Source organism: Bradyrhizobium sp. Gha (assembly GCF_900113735.1).
Lineage (GTDB): Bacteria > Pseudomonadota > Alphaproteobacteria > Rhizobiales > Xanthobacteraceae > Bradyrhizobium.
Map to the genome: position 1 here is coordinate 121,979 of NZ_FOQM01000002.1, position 18,781 is coordinate 140,759.

General features: G+C 64.2%; 20 protein-coding genes and 1 pseudogene. 9 read left to right on the plus strand and 12 right to left on the minus strand.

What is annotated here, in order from left to right; all coding sequences use genetic code 11:
• Window positions 1-44 precede the first annotated feature (44 nt).
• From BM222_RS03750 to BM222_RS03760, 3 genes are read left to right on the plus strand one after another with little or no spacing between them, the layout of a single operon-like run.
• On the plus strand, window positions 45-377 hold the full coding sequence (locus tag BM222_RS03750) for an ArsR/SmtB family transcription factor (protein ID WP_092226942.1): 333 nt from the start codon (window positions 45-47) through the stop codon (window positions 375-377).
• Window positions 378-396: 19 nt separating this feature from the next.
• A complete protein-coding gene (locus tag BM222_RS03755) occupies window positions 397-942 on the plus strand; it encodes a rhodanese family protein (protein WP_092226943.1) in 546 nt (181 codons plus the stop codon).
• Between the two features lie 16 nt (window positions 943-958).
• A complete protein-coding gene (locus BM222_RS03760; RefSeq protein ID WP_092226944.1) occupies window positions 959-1,738 on the plus strand; it encodes a sulfite exporter TauE/SafE family protein in 780 nt (259 codons plus the stop codon).
• 50 nt (window positions 1,739-1,788) lie between these two features.
• Here the strand turns inward: BM222_RS03760 and BM222_RS03765 are convergent, their stop codons facing one another.
• Genes BM222_RS03765 through BM222_RS03785 form a run of 5 tightly spaced genes read right to left on the minus strand, consistent with a single transcriptional unit; the run spans window position 1,789 to window position 8,644 of the window.
• A complete protein-coding gene (locus tag BM222_RS03765; protein ID WP_092226945.1) occupies window positions 1,789-4,101 on the minus strand; it encodes a glycoside hydrolase family 31 protein in 2,313 nt (770 codons plus the stop codon).
• A 19-nt stretch (window positions 4,102-4,120) separates the two neighbouring features.
• On the minus strand, window positions 4,121-5,203 hold the full coding sequence (locus BM222_RS03770; protein WP_092226946.1) for an ABC transporter ATP-binding protein: 1,083 nt from the start codon (window positions 5,201-5,203) through the stop codon (window positions 4,121-4,123).
• Between the two features lie 16 nt (window positions 5,204-5,219).
• On the minus strand, window positions 5,220-6,275 hold the full coding sequence (locus BM222_RS03775) for a carbohydrate ABC transporter permease (protein WP_092226947.1): 1,056 nt from the start codon (window positions 6,273-6,275) through the stop codon (window positions 5,220-5,222).
• A 9-nt stretch (window positions 6,276-6,284) separates the two neighbouring features.
• Window positions 6,285-7,346 (minus strand): carbohydrate ABC transporter permease, encoded by a 1,062-nt coding sequence (locus BM222_RS03780; RefSeq protein WP_502690864.1) that lies wholly within the window; start codon window positions 7,344-7,346, stop codon window positions 6,285-6,287.
• A 5-nt stretch (window positions 7,347-7,351) separates the two neighbouring features.
• Window positions 7,352-8,644, minus strand: coding sequence for an ABC transporter substrate-binding protein (locus BM222_RS03785; protein WP_092226948.1), 1,293 nt, complete (start codon window positions 8,642-8,644; stop codon window positions 7,352-7,354).
• Window positions 8,645-8,943: 299 nt separating this feature from the next.
• On the opposite strand from BM222_RS03785, the gene BM222_RS03790 reads away from it, so the two are divergent.
• From BM222_RS03790 to BM222_RS03800, 3 genes are all read left to right on the plus strand, one after another.
• Complete coding sequence (locus tag BM222_RS03790; protein WP_143105893.1) at window positions 8,944-9,957, plus strand: LacI family DNA-binding transcriptional regulator; 1,014 nt, start codon at window positions 8,944-8,946, stop codon at window positions 9,955-9,957.
• 221 nt (window positions 9,958-10,178) lie between these two features.
• A complete protein-coding gene (locus BM222_RS03795) occupies window positions 10,179-10,574 on the plus strand; it encodes a lysozyme inhibitor LprI family protein (protein ID WP_092226949.1) in 396 nt (131 codons plus the stop codon).
• Window positions 10,575-10,829: 255 nt separating this feature from the next.
• Complete coding sequence (locus BM222_RS03800; protein WP_092227271.1) at window positions 10,830-11,138, plus strand: hypothetical protein; 309 nt, start codon at window positions 10,830-10,832, stop codon at window positions 11,136-11,138.
• Between the two features lie 145 nt (window positions 11,139-11,283).
• On the opposite strand, the gene BM222_RS03805 is transcribed toward BM222_RS03800, so the two are convergent.
• Window positions 11,284-11,535 carry a histidine kinase gene (locus BM222_RS03805; protein WP_143105894.1) on the minus strand — a complete coding sequence of 84 codons (252 nt, stop codon included), beginning with the start codon at window positions 11,533-11,535 and terminating at the stop codon, window positions 11,284-11,286.
• Between the two features lie 367 nt (window positions 11,536-11,902).
• Here BM222_RS03805 and BM222_RS03810 point away from each other — a divergent pair, with 367 nt between their 5' ends.
• From BM222_RS03810 to BM222_RS03820, 3 genes and pseudogenes are all read left to right on the plus strand, one after another.
• Window positions 11,903-12,592: a phosphatase PAP2 family protein gene (locus tag BM222_RS03810; protein WP_092226951.1), complete on the plus strand. Its 690-nt coding sequence runs from the start codon at window positions 11,903-11,905 to the stop codon at window positions 12,590-12,592.
• A gap of 318 nt (window positions 12,593-12,910) precedes the next feature.
• Window positions 12,911-13,612: a RibD family protein gene (locus BM222_RS03815; RefSeq protein ID WP_092226952.1), complete on the plus strand. Its 702-nt coding sequence runs from the start codon at window positions 12,911-12,913 to the stop codon at window positions 13,610-13,612.
• A 4-nt stretch (window positions 13,613-13,616) separates the two neighbouring features.
• A pseudogene (locus BM222_RS03820) lies at window positions 13,617-14,868 on the plus strand (flavin monoamine oxidase family protein).
• Between the two features lie 34 nt (window positions 14,869-14,902).
• Here the strand turns inward: BM222_RS03820 and BM222_RS03825 are convergent.
• The 6 genes from BM222_RS03825 to BM222_RS03850 all read right to left on the minus strand — a co-directional run bounded on the left by BM222_RS03825 (window position 14,903) and on the right by BM222_RS03850 (window position 18,759).
• Entirely contained in the window at window positions 14,903-15,214 is a 312-nt protein-coding gene (locus BM222_RS03825) for a hypothetical protein (protein ID WP_092226953.1), read from the minus strand.
• A gap of 110 nt (window positions 15,215-15,324) precedes the next feature.
• The gene (locus BM222_RS03830; RefSeq protein ID WP_092226954.1) at window positions 15,325-15,900 is read right to left on the minus strand and encodes a cysteine hydrolase family protein; all 576 of its coding nucleotides are present in this window, start codon (window positions 15,898-15,900) and stop codon (window positions 15,325-15,327) included.
• Between the two features lie 87 nt (window positions 15,901-15,987).
• Entirely contained in the window at window positions 15,988-16,335 is a 348-nt protein-coding gene (locus tag BM222_RS03835) for a DUF3088 domain-containing protein (RefSeq protein WP_092227272.1), read from the minus strand.
• A 53-nt stretch (window positions 16,336-16,388) separates the two neighbouring features.
• Window positions 16,389-16,967, minus strand: coding sequence for a hypothetical protein (locus tag BM222_RS03840; protein WP_092227273.1), 579 nt, complete (start codon window positions 16,965-16,967; stop codon window positions 16,389-16,391).
• Window positions 16,968-17,197: 230 nt separating this feature from the next.
• Complete coding sequence (locus BM222_RS03845) at window positions 17,198-17,941, minus strand: CoA-transferase (protein WP_092226955.1); 744 nt, start codon at window positions 17,939-17,941, stop codon at window positions 17,198-17,200.
• Window positions 17,941-18,759, minus strand: a complete 819-nt coding sequence (locus tag BM222_RS03850; RefSeq protein ID WP_092226956.1) for a CoA transferase subunit A — start codon at window positions 18,757-18,759, stop codon at window positions 17,941-17,943. Before BM222_RS03850 ends, BM222_RS03845 begins: the two co-directional genes overlap by 1 nt.
• Window positions 18,760-18,781 lie beyond the last annotated feature (22 nt).

Consider the following 18,781-nt stretch of genomic DNA (forward strand, 5'->3'; position numbering starts at 1 on the left):
GAAATAGCTAATTAAGCAATGCCTGAAATAAGGAGAGCAGGGCGATGGCCTCAGCAACGTTCGATCCGGGAGCTTTCGAGAAGCAGGCAGTTGAAGTGGCCTCCGTGCTGCGGGCTCTCGCAAACGAGCGCCGGCTGATGATCCTGTGCAGGCTCGTTGAATGCGGCGAGGACAACGTGAGTTCCCTTGCCGAGGCCGTCGGCCTGTCGCAATCGGCGCTGTCGCAGCATCTCGCGAAGATGCGCGAGGAGGGTCTCGTCACTTTCCGGCGGGAAAGCCAGACGCTCTGGTATCGCATCGCCGATCCGCGCATCGAGCAGCTGTTCGCCACGCTGCACAAGCTGTTTTGCGCGCCCGTCAAAGCCAAGAGCAGATAAGCCAAAGAAGGAACCAGGAATGTCGCTACCGACTATCAACCCGACCGACGCCCACCGTCTTCTCGACAAGGGCGCCACCCTCATCGATATCCGCGAAGCTGACGAGCACGCGCGCGAGAAAATTCCGGGCGCGCGAAACCTGCCGTTGTCGAAGCTCGACGAAGCCGATGTCACGGCGCATCAGAGGCCGATCATCTTCCATTGCAAGAGCGGCGCCCGCACCCAAGCCAATGCGCCGCGGCTCGCCGCTAAACTCGATGCGGATGGCGAGGCCTTCCTCGTTGGTGGCGGCCTCGACGCCTGGCGCAGGGCTGGTCTGCCGGTCGTGACCGACCGACGGCAGCCGATCGAGCTTCAGCGGCAGGTCCAGATCGGGGCCGGAAGTCTCGTCTTCGCTGGCACGCTGCTCGGGCTTCTGGTCTCGCCTTGGTTCTTCGCCGTGCCGGCTTTCGTCGGTGCCGGACTGATGACGGCTGGGCTCACAGGCTTTTGCGGCATGGCACGCATCCTCATGCGGGCGCCATGGAACCGCGAAGTCTACGGCGCGCCGGCGCGAGCCGCGTGAAGGAGGAGACGTCGCCATGCTGTCCCTGACCCAAGGCGCGCTGGGGCTCGCCTCCGGCTCGCTGGTCGGTTTCTCCCTGGGCCTGGTTGGAGGCGGCGGCTCCATTCTGGCGGTTCCGCTGCTCATCTATCTCGTCGGAGTAGCGGACCCTCACGTCGCGATCGGGACCAGCGCCGTCGCCGTCGCGGCGAACGCCACCGCCAACCTGGCGAACCACGTCCGCGCCGGTAACGTGAAGTGGCGCTGCGCCTCGGTGTTCGCGCTCGCCGGCATAGCCGGCGCGTTTCTCGGCTCAACTTTAGGCAAGATCATCGATGGCCAGAAGCTGCTCGCACTTTTTGCTATCGTCATGCTGGTGGTAGGCGCGCTGATGATGAAAGGCCGTTCCGGTGAGGGCGAGCCATCGGTGATGCTCAACCGGGAAAATCTGCCGAAGCTGGTTGCCCTGGGCCTCGCCACGGGAGCCATGTCCGGCTTCTTCGGAATCGGCGGCGGCTTCCTGATCGTGCCCGCCCTGATCGCAGCCACCGGCATGCCGATCCTGTACGCGGTGGGTTCCTCTCTCCTGGCGGTCACCGCGTTCGGGCTGACAACTGCGGCGAACTATGCCGTGTCCGGCCTTGTGGATTGGTCTCTCGCAGGGTTGTTCATCATTGGCGGCGTTCTCGGCGGGCTTCTCGGCGCGGGCTCCGCAACTTCCCTTGCTGGCCGCAAAGGTGCGCTGAACACCGTGTTTGCGGCGCTCATATTCGCGGTGGCGATCTACATGCTGGTCCGTAGCTTGGGTTTGCTGTGATCAGGCGCTGAACCCGACTGTATGTCGGCCGCCGGTGCGCCAAACCCGGCTCACTCGACCGTGCCGGCAAGGCGCAGCTTCGGCACGCCGACGCCGCGGGCGCGGATTGGTGCGGCCAACTCGCCTCCGCTGACATCGAGAACGAAGCCGGTATTGTCAGGGCGCAGGCGGAATTCGATTGTCCGGCCTGTCCTGCGCCAATCCGCCGTCTCGCCATCATCGACATAGACAAGGCCGGAGCCGCCATGATCGGGCGGCCCGAACACGATCGCCGTCAGCCCCTTCTCGTCTTCGATCGGAACGATCGAGCCCGCGCGTGCAAAGACCGGTAGCCGGCCCAGCGGTGCTGCGACGGTCACGGTTCGCCCGCCCTCGAACGGCGTCCCGTCATGCCAGTCGTACCAGCCGCCAGGATGGGCGGGCAGATAGACCTCGCGCGTCGTCGCGCCCTCTTCCAGCACCGGAGCGACGAGGAGATCGGGACCGAGCATGAATGCGTCCTCGACGGCTGCGGCGACTGCGTCGGACGCGAAATCCCACAGCAGCGGGCGCACCGCGGGCACGTCGTCGGCCGCGGCGCGCCACATCTGGGTATACAGATAGGGGATGAGGCTGTGACGCAGGTTCATCGCGGATCGCACCTCGGGAAGCACGCTTTCATGCATCCAGGGCGTGTTGACGATGCCGCTCGTCTTCCAGGAATTCATCACCATGCGCGGCCACAGCGCGCAAAACTCGACAAAGCGGCACAGCAGTTCCGGCCCGGGTGACGGGCCATGGAAACCGCCGACGTCATGGCCAATGTTGTAGAGGCCCGACAGGCTCATGTTGAGGCCCTGGGTCAGGTTGTAGCGCAGCGTCTTCCAGGACGTTTCGTTGTCGCCGCTCCAGGTCTGGCCGTAGCGGGCGATGCCTGCGCTGCCGGCCCGCGTGATCGTGTAGGGACGCTTGTCCGGCGCCTGCGCAGCCTGGGTCTCGTAGGCAAGCTTGTGCATCAACAGCGCCTGCGCCGGACGGGCCAGCGCCTGCGGATACGGCCGGCCGTCGCCATCGCACACCGCGTCTTCGTCCCAGATTTCGAATTCATTGTTGTCGCTCCAGACCGCCGTCACGCCAAAGGCGAGCAGCGCGTCACGGATGCCGTTCGCCCACCACCGCCGTCCTTCCGGATTGGTGAAGTCGACATGGAAGCCGAGGCCGTCCCAGAATTGCGCCACCGCCGGCTCGCCGGTCTCGCCATCGACGACCAGGATGCCATTGGCCCTGGCTTCAGCGAGCCGCGGGTGATCGTCGAGCAGGCAAGGCTTGATGTTGGTGACCGGCTGCATGCCGGCGGCCTTGAGCCGCGCCATGGTCGCCGCCGGGTCGGGAAACTTGTCGCGATTCCAGTTGAAGACGTAGCGACGGTTGCCGATCGAGGTGTAGCCCGAGCCAAAGTGAAAACTGTCGCAGCGGATGCCGTGGCGCCTGCAATCCTCGATGAAGCCGGTGATGCGCGCGTCCGCGTCCGGTGCGTCCGCGATGGTCATGGTCGTCATCGCGAAGCCGAGCGTCCAACGCGGCGCGAAAGCCTGTCCGCCGGTCAGCCAGGAAAATCGGCGCGTGACCTCGGGTACCGTCGGGCCGGCGAGCACGTAATAATCGAGGTCGCCGTCCTCGGCACGGTAACTGCGGAACAGGCTATGGTAATTGTCGAGCGTGCAGCCGAGATCGACCGAGCCGAGCGCAAGGTTGTCGTAGAAAATGCCGTGAGCACCGCGCGCGCCGTCGACGATGAAGAACGGCAGCATCTTGTAGAGCGGATCGGACAGCTCTGCGTCGAAGCCGCAGGGGTCGACGGCATCGATGGCGAAGCGCCGCCCTGTGCGATCGAGCGGACCTGCCTTGTCGCCGAGGCCATAATGGCGTTCGTCTTCATGTCGTTCCATCGCGTGCAGCAACGCACCGGTCTTGCGCGACAGGAAATAAGCCTGGGTCGGACGGTCGCGCAGGAATGGCTGATCCTCGCCGTTTCGGTTCCAGGCGATGCCGAACGGATCGAGCCGGATCTGCGCGCTGAGACCTGCGGCGGCGAGCGTGACGATGCCGCCGGCCTCCGAAACCGTCGGCGCCGGATTGGCAAAGCCTGCGACGTCGTCGCGCTGCCGTCCCTCGAACGGCGGCTCGGTGCGATCAGGCGCGATCGCCCAGCCGCGATCGAGGCGATAGCCCTCCGGCCGGCGCAAGGTGACGCGGCCGATGTCGCGCTCGAGAATGGTGATGCGGAGCGTGGCGAGCGGGGCTGCCGCCGGTCCGGTCGAAAGTTCGAACAGCGCGGCATTGCCGTCGAGGCCGCGGAAGCGGCCGTGGGTCAGGGCTTTCATGGGATAGGCTCCGGGTCTCTCAGGGCCGCGCGAGGGCCGCGCCCGTTGTTGCATCGAAGATGTGCAGATGGTCGGCGGCGAAGCGGATCGCGATCGCATCGCCGCGGTGGAACTGCGACTGGCCGTCCTGGCGCAGTGTGATCTGCGGCAGGCCGGGCGCCGAGGCGTAGATGAACGCCTCGCCGCCAAGCTGTTCGACGAGATCGACGGTGGCGCCGAGCATGCCCGTGTCGGATGCGACGTCGATATGCTCGGGACGGATGCCGAGCGTCACGCGCGCTCCGGCAACGAGGCCGGATGCGGTCCGGGGCAATTCGAGTTCGCGCTCACCCACGGTCAGGCGCAGCGTGCCGTCGTCGGACGTCACCACAGCCGGCAGGAAGTTCATGCGGGGTGAACCGATGAAGCCGGCAACGAAGGCGTTCGAGGGTCGGTTGTAGAGTTCGAGCGGCGTGCCGACCTGTTCGATCCGGCCGGCGTTGAGCACCACGATGCGGTCGGCCAGCGTCATGGCTTCGACCTGATCGTGGGTGACGTAGATCATCGTGCCGCCGAGCTTGGCATGCAGCGCAGCAAGTTCCTTGCGCGTCGCGACGCGCAATTCGGCGTCGAGGTTCGACAGCGGCTCGTCGAACAGGAATATCTTCGGATCGCGCACGATGGCCCGTCCGATGGCGACGCGCTGGCGCTGGCCGCCGGAGAGCGCCTTCGGTTTGCGGTCGAGATAATCCGTGAGCCGCAGCATGGCCGCGGCACGCGCCACTCGCGCCTGGATCTCCGCAGGCTTGAGCCCCATGTTCTCGAGCGCGAAGGCCATGTTCTTGGCCACGCTCATGTGCGGATAAAGCGCATAGGACTGGAACACCATGGCGAGCCCCCGCTCGGACGCCGGCAGGTGCGTGACCCGCTCGCCGTCGATGAGGACCTCGCCGCTGGTGACGTTTTCGAGGCCGGCTATGACCCGCAGCAGCGTCGACTTTCCGCAGCCGGAGGGGCCGACGAAGACGACGAATTCGCCATCCTTCACCGCCAGATCAATGCCGTGCAGCACGTCGATATTGGCGAAGGATTTGCGTGCGCCCGTGAGTTTCAATTCAGCCATTGGATAGTCCGATCGGTCATTTCATTCCCGTCGAGCCGATGCCCGTCGCGATGAAACGCTGGAGGAATACGAAGACGAGCGCGACGGGAATGAGCGTCACGACCGTCATCGCAAGCAAGTAGTGCCACTGGGTCTGGAGTTCGCCCTGGAACGCATTGAGCGCGATCTGCAGCGTGTAGACCTCGGTCTTGGTCAGGACTGCCAGCGGCCACAGGAATTCGTTCCAGCGCCACATGATCGAGAAGATCGCCAAGACCGCGAGCGCCGGCAGGGTCAGCGGCATCACGATGCGCCAATAGATCTGCCACTCGGACGCCTTGTCCATACGCGCGGCCTCGATCAGATCCTTCGGCAGGGTCAGCATGTATTGCCGCAGCAGGAATACCCCCGTCGGCGTCGCCGCCCCCGGGAGGATCACCGCCCACAGCGAGTTGGCGAGGCCAAGTTCGGTCACCACCAGATAGACCGGCACCAGGATGATGGTCATCGGGATCATCAGCGTTCCGATCACCGCCAGCGTCGCCGCCTGCTTACCGGGAAACTGGTAGACGGCGAGCCCGTAGGCAGCCATGGAATTGATCAGCAGTGTGATCAGCGTCGCGACAACAGTCACGAACACCGAATTGAACAGGAAGCGCAGGAAGGCGAAGCGCTGGAGCGGCTCGCTGTAATTCTCGGTCGCAAGCGCGACGCGGCGCACGGGTTCACGCTTGTCGATCGCGACGCGGTACTGTTTTGAGGGATCGGCGGGATCGACCATCTGCGCCACGAGCCCGATGCGCCGAACCTGCGCCAATTCGCGGACGGAGCCGTCGGGAAGCGTCGTGCGGAACAGCGGCAGCTTCTGGGGTTGGCCGGGCACCGTCACTTCGACCTGCGCGAAAGGCAGCAGCGACGGCGGAAACTCAAGCAGCGCACTCTCGGTCTTGAACGATGACAGCACCAGCCACAGCACCGGGCCGAACATCAGCATGACGCCGAGCGCGAGATAGACATAGGCGGCGATATCGGTCCAGTGCAGCGGCCGTCCGGGCCCATTGCGACGTTGACCAAGCAAAATCCCAAGGCGCATGCGGTGACCTCAGATCTCTTTGCGCCGCGCGGCGGCGAACTGCAGGAGCGTCAGGACGAACAGGACCAGACCGAGCACGACCGAGGCGGCCGCGGCGAGGCCGAAATTCTGCACCTGGCTGGCGAAGCCGGTCTCGTAGATGTACTGGACGACCATCAGTGTCGCGGTGCCCGGACCGCCGCCGGTCAGCACGAAGACCTCGTCGAAGGTTTGCGCGCCCTTGATGAGCGCGAGCACGATCACGACGATCATGTTCGGCCACAGCAGCGGCAGCGTGATGCGTGTCAGCACGCGCCAGCGCGGCGTCGCGTCCATCTCCGCCGCCTCGTAGAGGTCCGCCGGGATCGCCTGCAGGCCGGCGAGCAGGATCAGGGTGTAGAACCCCATATGCGCCCATACCGATACGAACACCGCCCAGAACATCGCCCAGCCGGGATCGACGAAGAACAGGATCTTCTGACCGCCGAGCGTGGTGATGGCGGCATTGAGCAGCCCGTCGCGCTGCAGAATCCATTTCCAGATCAGCGCAACGACGACGGGCGACAGCAGGACAGGGAAGAAATACACCGCGCGGAAGAAGCCGCGCCCGCGGATCTTCATGTTGAGGACCAGCGCGGTGATCAGCGAGAACAGCACCATCGCGGTCACCTGAAATACGACAAACTTTGTCGTATTGGCGACGCCGCGCCAGAAATGGTCCTCGCGGCAACTCGACGGATCGAGATAGGAGCCGCAGTCGAACAGATAGGCGAACTGCTCAGCGCCGACATAGGGGCGCTCCGAGGGAAACAGGGCCGTGCCGCCGGTCACCGAGAACACGATGTTGATGCCGATCGGCAGGAATACGAAGAGGCCGAAGAATGCGAAGTTGGGCAGCAGGAACACGTAGGCCATGCGCCGCACGCCGATTGCGCGTTGCAGCCATCGCATCGGCGGATCGAGCACGCGCAGCGCCAGTCCCACGGGCAGGACCGCGACGCGCGCGAGCGCGCCAGCGGCCATGCCGGGCTGCGGCCGGGCAGCGGTCGGCGCGTCCGACATCGCGGTGATCCCTCGATCCTGTGAACCCATCGCCGTCACTTCTTGTTCCGCTCGGCGATCTGCTGCGCGACGTCAGCGGTGATGCGCTTCTCGGCGTCTTCGAGCGTCGTTTCGCCCGACACCGCCTGCCCGAGCCGGCTGATGACGGCGTTGAAGATGATTCGGCTGTTGACGTAGCCCTGGGTCCGGTAAGCGAGCGGCGAAACCTGGCCAGCGCTTGCGGTGAAAATCTTCAGTGCCGCCGCGGCTTCCGGGCTGGCCGTCGGATAGTCGATGCCCTTCTTGGTGAGCCCGAGATGGCCAGGCACGAACAGGGAGCGCGCACAGAACTCCGCCAGCACCGGTTCGCTTGCGAGATAATCCATCACCCGCGCGACTTCCTTGGGATGCTGGGTGGTCTTGAAGGCCATGAGAGCGGCGCCGCCCGGCATGCTGCTGCATCCGCCCGGCCCGCAAGGGTTGGGGACCGCCACCCAGTCGAAGGCGTTGTCCACGGTCTTGGCGAATTGGGCGATCTGCCACGACCCGGACAGATACATGACGACCTGCGCGTTCTTGAATTCGTCGTTGGCGCCGCGATAGGCCGTACCGGAGACCGAGCCCCAGAGCTCTTTCGACATGACGCCGGACTTGTGCCAGTCGTAGACCAGCTGCGCGGCGCGCTTGAAGCCGTCGTCGACGACATCAGGCTCGCCGTTTGCACCGAAAACCTTCGTGCCTTGCGACATGGCAAGCGCATAGAAGCGATGGCCCGAGCGGTCGACCGCGAGCGGGAACGGCGCCTGGACCTTGCCCGCAACCTCCTTCACCGCCTTCGCCCAGTCCTCCCAGGTCGATTTGCCGCCCGGCATCGCGACCCCGGCCTGCTCGAACAGGGTCTTGTTGACGAAGGGGCCGGTGACGGTGAGCTGGGTCATGAAGCCCGGAATGGCCTGCGTGTCGCCCGCCGGGCGCATCCATTCGAGGAAGGGCCCGAAATTCGTCTCCCAATAGCCGGGGTCCTTGAGAAAGGGGCGCATGTCGAGCGCGAAGCGCGACAGGCCGCCCATATCGACGACGCGCGCGATGTCGGGGCCCTGGCCTGAGGCCAGCTGCACGGGCAGATTCTCGTTGACCGCCTTGTAGGGCACCTGATCGAGAACGACCTCGATGTCCTTGTTCTGCTCGTGGAAGCGCTTGAGCAGGTCGGCCATCACCTCGCCCTCGTTGCCATCCGAGTACCAGGCCATCCGGAGAGTCGTCGTCTCGGCCGCGGCAGGCCGGCCGAGCACGGTGGCGCACAGAAGGGACAGCGTAAGAGACGTGATGACGGGGGTGACGGCACGCATGATCGTTCTTCCTCCACACTTGCCGGCCCCTGCTGGGGCCGCGTGAGACAGGCGCATCCGGTCCGTTCTCCGACGGATCCCGAAGCGCCAGACGTTTCCTTCCACATCGGCATCCGCCCGGGCGGATGCCGTTTTTCGTGCCATTGGGCGCCTGCTTCCGCTGACGCAGAGATCGGGCGGCAGCGCCGTCGCGAGGCGCTTGCAAGGCCAAAACTATGTTGGCAAACGTTTGCCTAACTGTCAATCGTGTTTAAATCACCCTGTAGGGTCTCGGAAGGAGGCTCAACCGTGGCTATAGGTTGCAATCGGACCAAGCCCCCATGAGGCCGATGCCGGAAGACGTTTCACTTGCCACAGTCGCGGCCCGCGCCGGCGTTTCAGTTTCGACCGTATCGCGGATCGTCAATGGCGAGATGCGCCGCGCCTCGCCAGCCACCGTGGCGCGGGTGCTCGACGCGATCGACGCGGTTGGCTACCGGCCAAATCCGGTGGGACGCGCGCTCCAGCGCGGCCAAAGCCAGCTAGTCGCGATGATCGCGGCCAACCTCGACAATCCGGCGATGGCGACGATCGCAAGTTCGACCGAGGCGGCGCTGCGCGAGGCGGGCTATGTCATGGTCTTGTGCGATACGCACGACCGGCCCGAGCTTCAGGACGAGTATCTCCATGCGATGCGGGCCCAGATGGTGAGCGGCTACGTCCTCGTCGCCGCGGTGCCCAGCCCCGGCTTGAGCGAGCTTTCCGCGTCGGGCGTCCCGGTCGTGTTCGTGAACCGCCGTGATCCGAACGGCAACGGCCCGTTCGTCGGAATCGACGACTGCGCGGCGGGTGCCCGCGTCGCCGACTATTTCGCCGATCTCGGGCGGCGAGCCCCGGCCGTTGTTTTTCCACGGCTGGGCTCGTCCGCATCGCGAGACCGTGTGGCAGGCTTCCTGGCCAGGCTGCGGGAGCGTGGATGGTCCGACGAGGCGATCATCCGGGCCGACGGGGAAGGGCGATCGCATCTGCAAATAGGCTACGATGCCGGCGCGCGAATTTTCGGCGGCAGCGAGACGCCGGACGCCATTCTCTGTGTGAGCGACCAAATCGCGTACGGCGTGAACCGGCGCGCCCTTGAACACGGCCTGAAGATTCCCGGCGATTGCGAACTGGTCAGCATCGACGGCACGCCTCTCAACCACTGGGTTGCACCCTGGCTGAAGTCGATCGAAATTCCCTACGCCGTTTACGGGGCGGAGATCGTCACGGGCCTGCAATTGATCTGGCGAGGCGAAGCTTTTGGCGAACGCCTGCTTCCCTGCAAGTTCGGCTGATACGCGACCGTTCACGGCGTTCTGGCAGGCGGATGCGTGGTCGCTTGAATCATATAGTTCTTTCAATGATATAGCGGTTCGTTCGGGATGGCGCACCAAGCCTTGCAGCTGCGCTTGGCGCGGCCGATCTCCTGTCGCTGCGTTCATCGGAGCAATCGCCAAAAAGCCATAACAGGCGGGTGAGACTTTACTTAGTGAGAGCTCGGCAGGGGACGGCTACAATGGTCTGGAAATCATCTCTCGTGCTGGGAGCCGTCCTCTCGATCGCCGCATGTCCTTCAAGCGCGCAGCAGCGCGCGGAGTTCGACGCGTGCACGGCCGAGGCCAATGGCGTTTCCTCGAAGATGCTGGATTGCGGCAAAGTCGAAATCGGCAAGTGGGATGCGCGACTGAATGCCGCCTATCAGAGGCTTCTGCACGGGTCCGCGGACGAGAAGCGGGCGCAATTGCAGCAAGAGCAGAGGGCCTGGCTCAAGCATCATTTGAGCGAGACCCATCGTCTGGCCAGCGATCCCGATAATGGGTCCGTCGCATTCCTCGACTCCCAGTCGTTTGAATTGGATGACCTGGTCCAGCGAACGCTGCAGCTTGAAAAGCGCCTCACCGGGAAGCCTTGATGGGCAGCCGTCCACGGCGTCGAGAGTTTCCAGTCCATTTCATCTGGAGGCCAGGGCCGCTCCCGCCCCGCGCGACCGCGCGCTTGTAACTACTCCGGTGTGACGTCAGGGCCCCGCAAAATCCATGGCGACCTAGGAGGACCCTTTCAGACGCGAAGGCCCGCAAACACAAGCAGGTTACCACTTAATAGCAGTCGCCTGGTCTGCCGTTGTTCGCGAGTATCGGTGATCATGCACTCGCCGAGAGCTACGACAATGGCCAACAACCACCTTGTGCAGCCATCTTCCACACTTCAGCAACACAGCAACAAGCATAGACTCGGCGTCTGGACCACAATCCTCGTGCTCGGACCGATCGCTGCTGCCCTCGTTCTTGGAGGTGGAACGCGCATCTCTGACGGCTTCGAACCATTCGAGAAATCAGCGAATGAGCGCGTCTTCCAAGCCTTCGAAGAGATCAAGGGGCTTGCGCCGGTCTCTGACGACCTCAGGACCGCGCTGGCGTCGCTGAGCCAGAGCGTCCAAGGCACGCAGAACCCGCCGGTTAAGGCCGAGGGGCAATGAATACTTTGAAATATTTCTGGGCCACAATGAACTCAGCAGGTGTTGGTCGGCTACCCATTCGATCCTCGATAGCGATACCGACGAGGGGCTTTGTGCTCGGTTGCAATGCGCGCAGCCATAGCGCCATTGCCGTGGATCGTAGCGCTCATTGCTTGAGCGCAGCACGCGCGGTCTTTACGTAGTCCATGCATTCGGGCCAATCTTCCTCTACCACCTCGGTCTCGGCACCGCTCAGCGCCTTGCGCAAGGTTGCGATCACCGGAGCCGGATGTTTCTTCTTCAGTTCTGCCTTGATCATCTCAAGACCCTTCTGACAATCGGATTTGTTGTCCGCCAGCACCGCGGTCGGCGTTATCATCACGGCTGCTGTTGCGAATAACAAGACTGAACGCAGCATGTCTTCCTCCTCCATTGCCTTTTGCTTGTTCGACCGGCCAAGCTCGGAAAAGTCGGGCCGTCAGCCTACGATCCTTACCGACTTCTGTTCTGTCTGGCTTCTCGCGCTATGTTCAACGTATTTGAACCCGCGGCTATTTTCATGGCAAGATGGGATTTGCCATTCTCATTGCCACACTCGTCGCGCAAGCGGCAGACACTCGTTGGAACCATTGTCATTACGCGCTTCGCGACGTCACCTGATCACCCCTATGCCTTCGTCCGCTGTTGGTTCTAAGTCATAACGCGGCGGTCGTGATCATGGGTTAATTCGGGTTGAAGCCATTCTGTTATGACGTGGTGTTCTCGATATTCAGGAAAGCACATTGATGGACAGTTTTGATCAGTATGTGGTGGGGTTGACGTCCCATTGGGCACAGCAATCCGTGTTGCTCAACAAAATCATCATCCAGCTCCTCTCCCTTCCTACTTTCAAGACGCTACCCCTCTTTGCCCTGTTGTGGCTGCTGTGGTTCAGCGTTAACGAGACTGAAAACCGCCACGCGATCCTCGAGGGCTTCGTCGCAATGTTCATTGCGGGAGCGCTCTCCCGGGCAATTCAGGATGCTCTTCCCGAAAGGGTCCGTCCGCTCCACGCCGGTGATCCCGCCTTCATACCGCCCTTGGGGATCACGCCCGAAGATACCGTCTTGGAGCATTGGAGCTCATTTCCGAGCGACCATGCGGCGGTGTATTTCGCCCTCTCGACCGCGCTGTGGCTTCTCTCGAAGCGGCTGGGGCTTGCGGCATACACCTGGTCACTCCTCGTGATTTGCATGCCACGCATATTTGCAGGATATCATTATGCGAGCGACGTGATCGGTGGTGCAGTCATCGGCGTGGTCGTCGCCTCCTTCATCGCGCCAATTATTGCCGGCAAGCTCGCACCCTTCGTAAGGGCCGCCGAAAAAAGGAGTAAAGGTCCGTTTTATGCGGGTTTTTTTGTCCTCTCGTTCCAGTTTTTGACGATGTTCAACGACCTGCGGATCGCCGCAAGCGCCCTCAAGAAGTTCATATGAAGAATTTCGCGCTTTGCCCGGGCTCCTTGTTCCTGACGCCGATGGGCGAAGTAAGCGTGGTGCCCATCAACGCTTCCCGAGGAATGCGACGGACCCTTTCTCGGGATCACTGGCCAGACGGTGGGTAATTTCGATAAGTACGAGCTTCGCAGCCTTGTTCTGAATGGCGCATCCGCCCCCGTCGCGCTGCCCTTGTGCTAATGCTGCCGCGCCGGCGACCGGGCTGATCATGCAGACGCGGCCATCGTAAAAGACCGGGCGCCGGACGATCACGAGAAGGCGGCAACCCGGCGTGACATGCGGGTATGGAGAATTCATATGAAGCCCTACGTCATCTGTCTGATGCATGCGAGCCTCGACGGCCGCACCCACCCCAGCCGCTGGCGTCCGAAGGGCGCCGGCACCGACTGGTTCGAGAAGATCCATGACGAGCTCGGCGGTGATGCCTGGGTGATCGGCCGCGTCACCGGCTCGGAGTTCGCCAGGGGAAAGCCCTATCCCGACACGAGTGAGAAGCTGCCGCGCGAAAACTGGTTCGTGCGGCGTGACGCTAAATCTTATGGGGTCGTGCTCGACGCGCGCGGCAAGATCGGCTGGGGCCGCTCCGACATTGGCGGCGATCCTGTTGTGGTGGTGCTGACCGAGAGCGTGCCGGACTCGCACCTTGCGGGGCTCCGCGACGACGGGGTGTCGTATATGTTTGCCGGCAAATCCGAGATCGACCTCGCCTTGACGGTCGAGATTCTCAATCGCGAGCTTGGCGTAAAACGTCTGCTGGTGGAAGGCGGCGGCGTCGCCAATGGCGCGTTCCTGCGCGCAGGCCTGATCGACGAATTCAATCTGATCCTCAGTCCCGCCATCGATGGCGCCAGGGGCGCACCCTTCGTGTTTGATTCGAACGAAGCCGACGGCGACAAACGCGCGCCACTGACTGCGTTGACGCTGGAGAGCACGCGACAACTCGGCGGCGGCGTGTTGCTGCTGCGCTATCTCATCCAGAACGAACCCGCGCGCCAATAGCAGCATGTCCGACAGGCCAGAGCATATCGTCATCGTCGGCGCGGGCGCAGCCGGCCTGATGGCGGCGCGCGTGCTCGCCCGCGGCGGCAAACGGGTCACGATCCTGGAGGCGCGGGAGCGTTGCGGCGGCCGCATCCATCCGCTGCCGGCAGCCAAGTTCGGCTATCCCGCCGACCTTGGTGCCGAATTCGTCCATGGCGAGGCGCCGCTCACGCGCCGGCTCGCGCGAGAGGCCGCGCTGACCGTGCGAACCATCGGCGGCGCGCAATGGAGCTTCGACGGCACGGAATTCTCGCGGGAAAACCGGCGCGATCCTTATGACGAACAACTTCATGCCGCGGTGAAGGATCTGACCGGGGATATCACCGTCGCCGATTTCCTGCGCCGGCATTTCGCGGGACCGGAGTATGCGCGTTTGCGGCACGCGGTCGAGCGCATGGTCGAAGGCTATGACGCGGCCGACCCCGAGCGCGCCTCGACACTGGCGCTGCGCGACGAATGGATGAATGACGGACACGCGACCCAGGCGCGGATCGATGGCGGCTATGGCGGCCTGGTCGACTTTTTAGCGGCGGAGTGCCGCAGGTCTGGCGTTGCAATTCATTTCAGCGCCGTGGTCACCTCGATCGAGCAGAGCGGCGGCAAGGTCGCTGTCCGTGCGGCCGGCGAGACGCACGGTTGCGATCGCGTGATCCTCACCGTGCCGCTGCCGCTGCTGCGCGAGATCGCGCTGCCACCAGCCGCGCGTGCAAAGGCAGCCGCCTCGGACGATATCGGCTTCGGAAGTGTCATCAAGATCCTGCTGCGGTTCACGCGGCCATGGTGGCGCGAGCAGAGGCAGGACTTATCCGACATGCTCTTCCTGCTGTCCGACGCGACGATTCCGGTGTGGTGGACACGGCAGCCGGATCAGCATCCCGTGCTCACGGGATGGTTCGGCGGTCCGCGAACGGCGGAGCTGTCGCATCTCGATCCGCAAGGTCTGATCGGCATCGGGATCGACTCCCTCGCAGCCATCTTCGGCCTGTCCCGCGAGGATATCGCGCGGGAGGTCGTTGCGGCCGCGGCTGCCAATTGGGCGCACGATCCGTTTGCCCGTGGCGCCTATGAGCCGCGCGGCGCAAGAGCGTCTCGCGCGCGCCGACGGCCCTGTGCTGTTTTCCGGCGAGGCGCTCTATCGCGGTCGCGACATGGGAACGGTGGAGGCTGCCCTCGCGAGCGGAATGGAGACTGCGGGAATGATCTTGCGGGAATGAGAAAGAAAGCCCGCATCTCTGCGGGCCTTTTGTCTCACCAGCGGCCTCCGCCGAAGCTGAATGTCACGCCGGGGCCGCCGCCGTAATAGCCGTAGGGGCCGCCACCGTAATAGCCGTGATGCCGCGGGTAATAGCCGTAGCGATAGTGCGGACGATAATAGCCGTGGTGATGCGGGCGCCAATGGTGTTGGCGATGACCGTGATGGCCATGCCTGTGCTGCGCGCTGATATCGGTCGATTGGCTCAGGCGCGCGTTCGGCTTGGGCTTCTCGCCGCCGGCCGCGTTGGCTGCTGACGCGTTGAGCGCAGCAGCGCCGATGGCCATCGCGACAAAGAGATACTTCATGTCATCACTCCAGTTGAGATGTCGAGTGACAACAGATGGGTGTTGCTGGCGTTCCGGCGAGAGCGGGCGTCGAAACGACGCAGACGAGCGACGACCAATCGCGCCGAGATTTATTGTCGCACGGCTGCGAGCGAGGCGACGATTTCGCTCGTGGTCACGATGCGGGCGAATTCACCGTTGAGATTAGACAGCGTCATCGCGTGAATGGATTCGGCCGAATGCGCCTCGCCATCGGGGCCGATGCGGTCGAATGTCCAGGTTGCGTCGCGCACGAGCGCCGTCTCGAAGCCGAGATTGCCGGCCATCCGCGTCGTCGTCTCCACGCAATGATTGGTGGTGGCGCCGCAGATCACGAGCGCGGCGATATCGCTTGCGCGCAGGCGCGTCTCGAGGTCGGTGCCGATGAACGCACTGTTGACGCGCTTGACGATGACGGGCTCGCCCGCCTGCTCGCGGGCCTCGTCGATGACGGCGTATCCGGTGCGCGACGGCAAAAACGTCGAGTTCGGCTTGGTGCCTTCGTGTCGGATGTGGAAGATCGGCGCGCCGCTCGTCCTGAATGCCGCGAGCAGATCGGCGATGCGCGCCACCGCATCCGGATTGTTGCGCCGCTTGCCCGCCGCCTGCCATTCGTCGAATGCGCGTTGCACGTCGACGACGATGAGAGCGGGAAGGGGATTGCGCATGGCGAGGGATTCCGGGCTGGCGTGCCGAGTATGCGAGGCGCTCGCTGGCGCAGGCAATGCCGATTATCCCTCGTTTCGGGACGAGCTCTACGGATGCGGCTCGGGGAAGCCGTGGCGCTCCGACAGCGCGGCAAGGATGGCGTCCTTGTCGTTGATGAACGCCTGTCCCCGATGACTGCCGGTCTGATGCGGCGATGTCGCTCCATCCGCCAGCACCAGCAGCGGCAGCCACTGGTTCTCCTCGCCGACCAGTGCGATCACCTCTCGCCGCGGCTTCGGCCAGGCGATGCGCTCGACGTCGAGTTTTTCGGCCAGCGCTGGAAACGAGGCGAGCACGCCCTCGATCAGTGCGCAGTGCCAGCAAAAGAAGCGGCGGCCGGGAAGCGCAGGGTCTTCGAAACCCTGGCGCAGCAGAAACAGGCGATCGCGCGTCATGAAGCGCTCCAGTGCATGGCCGTGATCATTCACGTCGGCGATGAATGACGTCGTTACCTGAACGGATCCTGCACCGACGGCGAGGATTGCCTGATCCGGCGCACACTGACTGGCGTGCCGTCGGAGACGAACAGCAATTCATACGTCCGGCCTTCGCTGTCGGTCGCAGAGCAGGTGACGTCATTCACCTTCCTGGCGGCGAAATTGCCGGTCTGGCGGCAGGTGCCGGTGGAGGTCTGCGCAGCCGGGACCGGCAGGCCGTCAACCTTTGGCCTGTGCTTGGAGTTGAGCAGCATGCGGTCAATCGGCAGCTCATACGAATTGTCGTCGGCCCGCTTGCCGTTCTGGCCGGAGAAGGACACGACGTGGTTCTCGTCGCTGGGGTCGTCGACGGCGACGGCGAAATTGACCCGGCCCTTGTCGTCGTGGGCGAAGGCCACGGTCTTGCAGGCAAAGGGACGCCCGGCGACCTTCAGCGTCTTGCAGTGGCCCGACATCAGAGCCAGCATGTCGACAAGTGAATTCTGTTGCGCCGGCGGATTGTTCACCGGGACCGTGGTGGAAGATTCGGCCGAACAAGGACTTGCGAGAGCAATGAGAGAGGCAGCCAAAACCAGTCCGTGGCGGCGCATCGTCAGGCTCATGTGCCAGCGGGCCACGGACGGGCGGAAGTTCCATCCACGAACCGTCAAATCGCAAACTGGTTGCGATCCCGTTTGCTCCGTCAAGTGTCCGGCCAAGCCCGTCTGGAATACCACCGCGCCACCCATCGGCGATTCGCCCTGACCGCCCGCCCCAACCCGTGCTAGCAGGCACTTGCCGCCAAGCCGATGTTTTTTTCGTGGCAGCAAGGAAGCAGGCCTCATGCCGCCTGCTTCATGGTCCGTGCAAAAGCCGGATAAGTCTCGGCAAGCTCATCGAAAATCCGCCCGCGCAGCAGCGCCAGCGTCGCGGCATCCGGCCGCGGGGTCTCGCGCACGACGTCCGGCTCCTGATAGGCGAAGCCCGTGTTCTCCCTGATGTCGGCCGGGGTGAAGGGCGGGTGCACGGAGCGCAAGGCGAAGCCGCCTGCCTCGCGATCGAAGTCGAACAGTGCCATGTTGGTCAGCAGCGCATGTGGCCCGCCGCGGCGCGGCACCTCAGGCGTCATGGCACGCGCGCTGACGAAATCGACCTTGGGGACGAACACGCGCGGCGAATGCTCCTCGCGAAACAGGATCACGCGCGGCACGAGATGGTAGAGATAGGCCGAGCCGAACGAGCCGGGCCAGCGCACCTGGCTCGCGGGATAATCGCCGGTGCCGACCAGGTTGATGTTGCCCTCGCCGTCGATCTGGCCCCCGCCGAGGAAGAAGGCGTCGACCCGGCCTTGCGCGGCACAGTCGAACAGCTCGATGCCGCCATTGGTGAAGAAACTATGCGCCCGCGATCCCAGGATCGAGATGCGCACCGGCGGCTTGCCACGGAGCTCGTTGCGGGCGCGCAGCAGCATGGCCCCGGCCGCAGGGATCGGCGACGACGCGCCGACGGCGACGTGACGGATGCCGTCGAGCAGATCGGCAATGGTCGCAATCAGGATCTCGCGCCGCTCGCGCTCGGCTGACATCACGCCACCTGCCTGCGATGGGTCAGGAAGGCCGAGAGGTAGGCGCGAAAGCCGTCCTCGCTGCGCGCCATCGCGGCGTAGCGCGCAATCTCGGCCTCGTCGGCCGGATATTCGTCCCACAGCGCCAGCGGCCAGGCGCCGCGTTCGGCGACGGCGATGGTGTCGACATAGAGCGAAGGCAGCACACCGGCAGCGGAATCCTCGCCATCCAACAGATTGCGATCGATGATGCGCTCCACGGTGACCAGCGTGCGCTTCGACGCATAAGCGAGGTCGGCGAGCTCGCGATGCCGGCCGATGCGGACATTGCCGTCGCGGTCGGCTTCGGGTGCGTGAAACAGCGCAACGTCAGGCGAGATCGCGGGCACCACGACCACCTTGCGCGCCTCGCCGATGGGACTGTCGATCACCTGCCAATCGGACCGCACGTTGAGCAGATCGCTGCCGATGATGCCGGCGATCGGCATGAACGGCACGCCTTTCTGAGCGGCGAGCAGGCCGGCATAGATCGCCGGGCAGGTGGAGTCGCGCATCGTGAAGGCGCGGCTCTTGATGCCGGCGGTGAAGCGCGGCGCGGCGCCGGCCTCGCCCAGCGACACCGCGCTGGTTTCCAGCGAGGCGACCGCGCCGGCGCCGATCAGGAGATCGGCCTGCAGGCCTGAGATCGGCACGCAGATCAGCTTGAGGTCGCGGACTCCGGCCTCCAACAGCGCCGCGGTCGCCGTCATCGCCACGCCCGAGCCGTCGACGGGAATTGCCAGCGACTGGCCCGGCGTAACCCGCGCCGCGAGAGACTCCAACGTAACGATCTCGGTCATGGGCGTTCTCCGGCCGCGTTGT